At 56.9% G+C, this 4,291-nt stretch carries 4 protein-coding genes and 1 pseudogene; 1 reads left to right on the plus strand and 4 read right to left on the minus strand.

From position 1 onward, the window contains the following. Positions 1 to 324, minus strand: a pseudogene (locus M0974_RS24595) (energy transducer TonB); the annotation flags it as partial. Between the two features lie 150 nt (positions 325 to 474). Then, entirely contained in the window at positions 475 to 1,575 is a 1,101-nt protein-coding gene (locus M0974_RS24600; protein WP_297843153.1) for a fatty acid desaturase, read from the minus strand. Between the two features lie 127 nt (positions 1,576 to 1,702). On the opposite strand from M0974_RS24600, the gene M0974_RS24605 reads away from it, so the two are divergent. Next, complete coding sequence (locus M0974_RS24605; protein ID WP_297843156.1) at positions 1,703 to 2,710, plus strand: AraC family transcriptional regulator; 1,008 nt, start codon at positions 1,703 to 1,705, stop codon at positions 2,708 to 2,710. 144 nt (positions 2,711 to 2,854) lie between these two features. Here the strand turns inward: M0974_RS24605 and M0974_RS24610 are convergent, their stop codons facing one another. Together M0974_RS24610 and M0974_RS24615 are read right to left on the minus strand one after the other, a co-directional pair. Beyond that, positions 2,855 to 3,517 carry a response regulator gene (locus tag M0974_RS24610; RefSeq protein WP_297843159.1) on the minus strand — a complete coding sequence of 221 codons (663 nt, stop codon included), beginning with the start codon at positions 3,515 to 3,517 and terminating at the stop codon, positions 2,855 to 2,857. Positions 3,518 to 3,554: 37 nt separating this feature from the next. Next, positions 3,555 to 4,238, minus strand: coding sequence for a Crp/Fnr family transcriptional regulator (locus tag M0974_RS24615; RefSeq protein WP_297843162.1), 684 nt, complete (start codon positions 4,236 to 4,238; stop codon positions 3,555 to 3,557). Positions 4,239 to 4,291 lie beyond the last annotated feature (53 nt).

The following is a 4,291-nucleotide window of genomic DNA, read 5'->3' on the forward strand; positions in this document are numbered from 1 at the left end:
CGGCGGCGGCGGCGGAGGCGTTTCCACCACGGGCGGAGTCGGCGCAGAAAATTCGATGGTCATTGGCGGAACTTCAGGCGGCACAATAGGCAGCGGCGCCGGCGGATTCTGGCTAACCCCATAGATCACCGCGCCATGCAGCACCAACGCAAACACACCCAGAAGAATCGCTTCGCGACGGCTCAAGATACCCTTGGGTGTGCTTTGTAAGCGCGACTGCCCCAGCGGCACACGAAATTCCCGGCCGAGGTCGACCAACTCGCCGCTAGGCGCTTGATGCCACAGCGCCTCTTGGGCAGTGGCTGCGGTCTGGACTTTGGCCATTGATAAGCTCCTGGTAATAAACGAATCCAGAAGTTGCCTGCCTCAACATCAGTACAGGCAATTGTCTGGATAACAGGAGATAGCAAGACCTGTACCAACCAAGAAACCGCGGTGGAATGGGCCTCTCAGGCGATCAAGGGTGCTGGAGAATCAGCTTTGTACGGACTTTTTGTTGATCTGTTGTTGCTGTGGGAACAGCAACGGGGTGGGATTGAACACACCCATAACAAACCGATTGGCCCGGCGAAACGTGCCGAAGTCATTGAAGCGCACACCCATTTCAGCCATGACTTTATGTGCAACCGGTGCCGTCATCTGGCGAATGTAGAACGGTTCCTTGACCACGAAATGGTGAATGCCATGGGTGCTGCCGAAGTTGAAACAAAACGCCTGCAACGGCCACATCCACTTCGAATTGAGCACTTGGCATTGCTGCATCACATTGCCCAGTTCCACGTCGCCGTAGTAATGCATATTGGAACTGATGAAGTGCAGGCAAAAGGTCCGCAACACGTTCGGGCCTACCAGCACGACCACCGCGATATCGACCACTTGCATAACCGCCAAGGTATTAGCTGACCACTCGATGGGCGCCCCCAACAGACTGGCTATACCATTGGCCACATGGAAACCGAGGAACACATACCACGTCCCCCAATTTAGTAATGCCAGCGGGGCGTAAACCCGCAACGTGCGCTTGAGGATAGTGAACTTGTGCGACCAGGTTTTCGCCCGCAGCATGCGAATCAGCGCGGACATCATGTTATCGCCGACCATTAACAGCCGCGCAAAACCCCACGGCTCGCCGTTAGTGATGGCGCGTTCTTCCATGTCGGTTTCGGTGCCAGACACCTTGTGATGATTGAGGTGCAGGTGACGCCTAATCCACGGATTAATAGTGCTGGGTCGCGCCATCCACACCAGCGCCAGCATCAGGTTGTGCGGGATGCGCTGCTTGCGAAAATACATGCTGTGGATCAGGTCATGCTCTAGTTCGTGGGTCAGCGAGGCAAAGAAAGCATTAAGCAGCAGGCACACCCACCACGCCATGTATCCGCCGATGTACAGCGTCGCACTCGCCAGCATGCCAATCAACGCAACGCTCAGAATGCCAACGCCAATGGCATCCTGATGCTTGAGGATCGGGTAGCGCTGGCGCAGCTCGTCACCACGTGCCATCACTGCGGCGCGAATATGGGCTGATCGCTGCTGTGCATTCAGTCTGTCGGGACTTGCAGAAGTGCCTTGCATGCTTCCATCCTCTGATTATTGAGCTAGCGTTATAAGAAGGAGTTAACGATGGATGACACAGTGCACCCGTGTGTGCGACTCCGCCTGACCGCAAACGCCAACCTCTTGACCACACGCGCCAATCGCCATGACTGAACCCACCACCCTCGCCAGTTGGACACGCGCCTTGCGCAAGCAACTCGATGCTTTGGGCCTCGACAGCATCGCGTTGTGCCAAACCGCCGGGCTTGATCCGCAGCTTATGGACGACCCCAATGCGCGTTACCCCGTGACGGCGACCACCCGGCTCTGGCAACTGGCGGTGCAGGCCAGCGGCGATCCGGCGATCGGTTTGCGGGTGTCGCGGTTTGTCAGCCCTACCACGTTTCATGCCTTGGGTTATGCGCTGGTGGCCAGTGGCACGCTGCAAGAGGTGTTCGAGCGTATCGTGCGTTATCACGAGGTGGTCAGCGACGTGCTTGCGCTGGACCTGCGCAGGACCAGCGAGCGCTACGAGTTCCGCTTTAGTGCGGCGCAAGGAAATCCAGCGCCTGCGGCCGAGGCAATCGATGCCTTCGCCGCAATCTATGTGCGCACCTGCCGTAACCGTTTGGGCCGCGACTACGCGCCGCTCGCGGTCTACCTGCAACGGCCGGTGCCGGTCGACCCTCAGCCTTGGCACGACGTATTTCGTGCGCCAATTGTGTTTTCCGCGAAAGAGAATTTGCTGGAGTTTGCCTGCAGCGACTTTGACAGCCGCCTCCAGGACGGCAATCCAGAGCTGGCCGAGCACAACGAAACGGTGCTCAAGCGCACCCTTGAACAGCTCAAGCCAATGACTTGGGAGCGTAGAGTGCGCGCAGCGATAGAAGCGCAGTTGCCCGATGGCGAACCGTCCGCCGAGTACATCGCGCAGACCTTGCACTTGAGCCTGCGCAGCTTGCAACGGCATTTGGCCGACGAGGGTTTTCGTTATGACTTGCTGCTGAACCAGTGTCGGCAGAACCTCGCGATCCAGCACATGCGCGAACCGAAGACGTCACTGAGCGAGATCGCCTACCTACTGGGATTCGGCGACACCAGTAGCTTCAGCCGCGCGTTTAAACGCTGGACCGGGCAGACACCCAGTCAGTTTCGGGACGGGTTGGGCAGGTAAATTTCCGCAAGACACCAGTGGGACCGAATTCATTCGGGAATGGTTTCACATCCTGAAACACCTGCATCTGACAACACGCCTTCCCGAATGAATTCGGTCCCACGGGGGTGCTGGGTAATTCAAGGTTTCCCGCAGAAATTGTTGTTAATCAGCCAAAACCGCCAGCTGATACCCTACGGTACCCATGGTATGGATCAGTTTTGGCTGATAACGCTCGTCGATTTTTGACCTTAGGCGGTGGATGGCGATTTCGATTTTGTGGCTGTCGTTGTTGAACACTTGCGAAGCGATCAATGAGCGGGAGATCACATCTCCTTGACGACTGGCAAGCAATTGCAGCAGTTCGAACTCTTGGTCACTCAACGAAATTCGCTGCCCGCCACGGCTGACGCGCTGGCGCTGCACATCAATGTCCAGGTCGGCAATCACATAAGTATCGGCGGTACCGGTTGGCCCACGCCGCAACAATGTACGTACCCGAACTAGTAACTCATCGAAGGTGAACGGCTTGAGCAAGTAATCATCAGCGCCCAGTTCCAGCCCACGCAGTCGGTCCTCAATGGCATCTCGTGCGGTCAGGAACAGCACCGGCGTAGTACCGCGTTTACGGATCAGCTGCAGCAGTTGCCAGCCGTTCAGGCCCGGCAACATGACGTCGAGGATCACCAGATCGTAAGTTTGCTCTTCGACAAAGTGGCGCCCTGTCAGGCCATTAGGCGCGAGATCTACCGTAAAGCCCGTTTCGCCAAATCCTTTGGCCAGGAGATTAGCCAAATTGGCATCGTTTTCCACTAACAGCAAACGCATGGTGCACCTCATTAATCGTGCCTTTAGGCTAAGCCGATTAACTAGCTGCCGCACGTAGTTTATTAAAATCCAGAATTTCGATCCCATCGGCGCCTGACCTCAAGACCTCCCGTGTCTGCAAGTCGTTGAGGACACTGATTAACGTCGGTTTGGATATCGCCAGCCAGCGCGCCAGTTGGGTCGAAGGCAACCGCACGAAGCGTGGCGCTCGATTGATCGGGCCGTAGCCTTGACTGATCAGTAACAAACAAAAAGCTACTCGGGCAACGGTAGGTAACTCACCATGCTGCTCAAGTTGCGCTCGGGTGACGCGCAGCTTTAATTGCAACAGCGCAGCGAATTGATAACGATACGCGGGGTTGTCTCTCAGCAATCGATCCAGGTCCGCTTGCGGGATGTGCAAAACGATACTGTGGGCGTGGGAGAACATATCCTGGGTGCGCGGCAGGCCGTCAAATAACGACACTTCGCCAAACCAGTAAGGCAAGTCAGTGGAGGACGGCACCGTCAGCTTGATGTGCTCTTGATCGTCACCGACCCGAACGGCGCCTTCCACCACCGCGTATAAGCCACAGGGTGGATCGCCGCGCAGAAACAGCGGTCTACCCGGCGTAGGACGACGCTGCCTGGCGGCAGCGAGCAAGCCATCCTGTAGACCCGCAGGCAAGTTGCTGAACCAATGATCGGTCAACAGTCGGCTTCGCCATAACGCTCCATTCATGCAATCTCCCTGAATACCTTTTGGCGCTACCGACCGCACATGGGCCGGTTAAC

It is taken from the genome of Pseudomonas sp. (genome assembly GCF_026224925.1).
In the GTDB taxonomy this organism is placed as follows: Bacteria; Pseudomonadota; Gammaproteobacteria; order Pseudomonadales; family Pseudomonadaceae; genus Aquipseudomonas.

What these genes read in the sequence shown, in the direction of transcription:
- M0974_RS24600 (WP_297843153.1), bottom strand. Translation starts at nt 1,575, where the DNA reads ATGCAAGGCACTTCTGCAAGTCCCGACAGACTGAATGCACAGCAGCGA.
- M0974_RS24605 (WP_297843156.1), top strand. Translation starts at nt 1,703, where the DNA reads ATGACTGAACCCACCACCCTCGCCAGTTGGACACGCGCCTTGCGCAAG.
- M0974_RS24610 (WP_297843159.1), bottom strand. Translation starts at nt 3,517, where the DNA reads ATGCGTTTGCTGTTAGTGGAAAACGATGCCAATTTGGCTAATCTCCTG.
- M0974_RS24615 (WP_297843162.1), bottom strand. Translation starts at nt 4,238, where the DNA reads ATGAATGGAGCGTTATGGCGAAGCCGACTGTTGACCGATCATTGGTTC.